The 2590-nt window shown below is 51.8% G+C and carries 5 protein-coding genes; 1 reads left to right on the top strand and 4 read right to left on the bottom strand.

Features of this window, described 5'->3' with window-relative positions:
* Both IGR76_08565 and IGR76_08560 read right to left on the bottom strand, forming a co-directional pair.
* Positions 1–472: zinc ribbon domain-containing protein (locus IGR76_08565; GenBank protein MBF2078560.1), on the bottom strand; the 472-nt coding region annotated here is incomplete at its 3' end.
* A 148-nt stretch (positions 473–620) separates the two neighbouring features.
* Positions 621–959, bottom strand: a complete 339-nt coding sequence (locus IGR76_08560) for an NAD(P)H-quinone oxidoreductase subunit M (protein ID MBF2078559.1) — start codon at positions 957–959, stop codon at positions 621–623.
* Between the two features lie 129 nt (positions 960–1088).
* Here IGR76_08560 and IGR76_08555 point away from each other — a divergent pair, with 129 nt between their 5' ends.
* Positions 1089–1490: a hypothetical protein gene (locus tag IGR76_08555; GenBank protein ID MBF2078558.1), complete on the top strand. Its 402-nt coding sequence runs from the start codon at positions 1089–1091 to the stop codon at positions 1488–1490.
* Here the strand turns inward: IGR76_08555 and IGR76_08550 are convergent.
* A complete protein-coding gene (locus tag IGR76_08550; protein ID MBF2078557.1) occupies positions 1445–2134 on the bottom strand; it encodes a DUF2834 domain-containing protein in 690 nt (229 codons plus the stop codon). The two genes, IGR76_08555 and IGR76_08550, sit on opposite strands and share 46 nt — an antisense overlap.
* Before the next feature lie 98 nt (positions 2135–2232).
* Positions 2233–2538 (bottom strand): NIL domain-containing protein, encoded by a 306-nt coding sequence (locus tag IGR76_08545; protein MBF2078556.1) that lies wholly within the window; start codon positions 2536–2538, stop codon positions 2233–2235.
* Positions 2539–2590 lie beyond the last annotated feature (52 nt).

Below are 2590 nucleotides of genomic sequence, written 5' to 3'. Positions count from 1 at the left end.
GCTGGGCGATTTGCCAGAGCCAGTTTAACTGCCGAAAAGCGCTGGCTGTCGGCCAAGATTCCGCCAAACTCGACAGCAGATGAAGGTCTTCATCCCGGCTACCGTGTACGGCTGGATCCGCGATCGCCGCCTCATTCAGCAGCAAAATCTGCCGCGACGCCTCTGCCTGTTCGCCGATCACGTCATACACCTGCGGCACATGTAGACGAAAGGGTGCAAGCCTCAGATAGGGCGAGTAGGGCTCTGGAATTTCCTGGAACGGCTCGGGTAGTTGTGCAGGTTGGGTATCGAGAAACAGGCGATCGCCCTTACATAAATATCGTCCCATCAAGAATTCACCCGGCTTGTAAATAGCCGCATCATCTCCTAACGCCCAGAGGTACTGCTTGGGCAAAAAAGCGCCGCATTGCTGACAGTACTTCTGAGTTTCGTCATTCGGAGTTTGACAGGAAGAATTAGGGCAGTACAGCATCACCAAGAAGGAGCTTCGTTAGCCGAGGAATGTCAGATTTTTCCAATATACCTTTACCTAACAGACCTCTGACGCCTTCCTCCGGTAAGAACCTTCAAGATGGCTTCGATTGGACGCTGTATTTTGTGCTTTTTGATGACCTGTAGACTTATGACTTGGGTTCGATTCGGGGAAGTCCCAAGCTGTAGTTGCGAGTACGAGTTTGCAAGTTATAGGATACTTGTCCATCTTGGAGCAATCCACGGATAAAGTGTTCCAAATCAGAGCCAATGCGACGTAAGTTGTAATCCGTGAGCTCTGTACCCTCGTTTGCTGCGACGAGCTCATCAAACTTTCGGTAAACGGATTGCAATGCACCCTCATTCCACATCAGTTCGTTATCAGGATCAACATCCAGCGTCAACTTATTTTCGCTCGGAATGAGCTCGGTTCCATCCACTTCAGCGGTAAAGATGCGGACATGGCGAGTTGTTGATTTCAGCAGCATGGCAATTTAGCTCGTCAAACTACAGGCAATGAACAGAATGTTACTAATATTTAATCTTAACGGGGAACAGGCAAGGTACGACCCAAAATTACATAGATGATTACTAGATACTTGCTATAGGCCAACGTTATGCGTCGTGCAGCGATCGCCCTTTTGCTTTGCCTGTTTCTGGTGTGGGTGAGTGGATGCACCCCAGGAACCTCTTCGTATTCTGAGCCTACACCCACTGTACCAACCGCTAATTCACCCATTGCTTCGGACAGGAGTCGGGAGGGTTCGTTGCCTGCTGAGCTTGAAACCCAATTGCGGGTCGCGATCGCCGCAGATTTGGGACTGGCGGCAGATTCGTTAACCGTTAAAACAGCAGAAGCGGTGGACTGGAGCGACGCTTGTCTGGGTGCTGCTCGTCCCGATGAGGGATGCGCTCAGATGATTACCCCCGGCTATCGGGTGGTGTTCACAACGCCGAATGGAGAGGTTGTGGTTCACAGCGATCGCACCGGATCGTCGTATCGCATTGTGTCTCCTTGAGAAACAGCAGAATCCGGCAGAGAAGGCCGCACCGAGAGATAGGTCACCGCTCCCAGTAGCGGAATGAGGGCAAACGCCCAAAACCAGACCGATCCGCCCCATCCCCGTCGCGCCATGTCGTCACCCAATAAGGTCGGGAACACTAGACCTAACAGGCAGAAATCTAAGCTCATGACGTGAATGAAGCGACTGGTTTGCCACTGCTGAACAAAGTCAGCCCAGTTACCGTTGAGGATGCCATACCCTAGCAGGATTAGGACACCCAAGGCGATCGCACGTCCCGTCCAGCGGGCGTCCAACAGAGAAATCAGTTTGCTCTTTTCGCCAATAAACGTGGGATTGGGGTGGCGGAGACCCAGATAGGGCAACAGCGCGAAGGCTCCCACCCCGAAGGATGCTGCTGCGAACGGCCACGCCCGCACCGATTGTCCCCGTCCGTCGGCACATAAAACGCAGGCATAGATCATCGGCCAAAGCCCCATGATGTTGAACAGGGCTACGATCAGCGGATTAATGCCCTGCCACTGCCCTGTAGATAGATTTTTGATGAGATCGATCGTGTTGGCTTGATCGGGTGGAGCAAAGCCAAACGCGTAGAGGATAAATCCAAGCCAGAGGCCAAAGAAAAGCAGTCGTCGCACCATGACCATTTGAGGGATGTAAGAGCAATAGACGCGCTAGATGGCGTTCAACTTTTATCATGCCACGGGAATCCGTTGCGCCTGGGAGTAACCTGTAGTATCTATGAAAGCAATACGTAACTGCCAACGTTCTCGATTGATACCCATGAAACAGTTTCGTTGAAATACGCTAGGCCACTTTGGATTTGGGATTGCTGTCCATTCAGAATGAGATCAAACCAGCCATCCTCATGACCGCTGGCTCCTAGCATGGCCGCAGAGATGGTGACATCCAGTCCGTAGTCTGTTCTTAGTTTTGAGATCACAGGTTCACGATGATAGGACTTGGGAACCCGCACCGGGACTCGAAGGGCGATCGCACGTTCTGGGCTTTCGGAATCAATTTTCGGTACGTTGTAAGGGTTCATATAGCGTTCCTACGTGATTTGTGAAAAAGATGAGTTGTGAAACGTGCGCCCC

The sequence above is a fragment of the Synechococcales cyanobacterium T60_A2020_003 genome (assembly GCA_015272205.1).
In the GTDB taxonomy this organism is placed as follows: domain Bacteria; phylum Cyanobacteriota; class Cyanobacteriia; order RECH01; family RECH01; genus JACYMB01.
The sequence above is the reverse complement of the archived record's forward strand: the minus strand, read 5'-3'. Positions and strand labels throughout refer to the sequence as shown.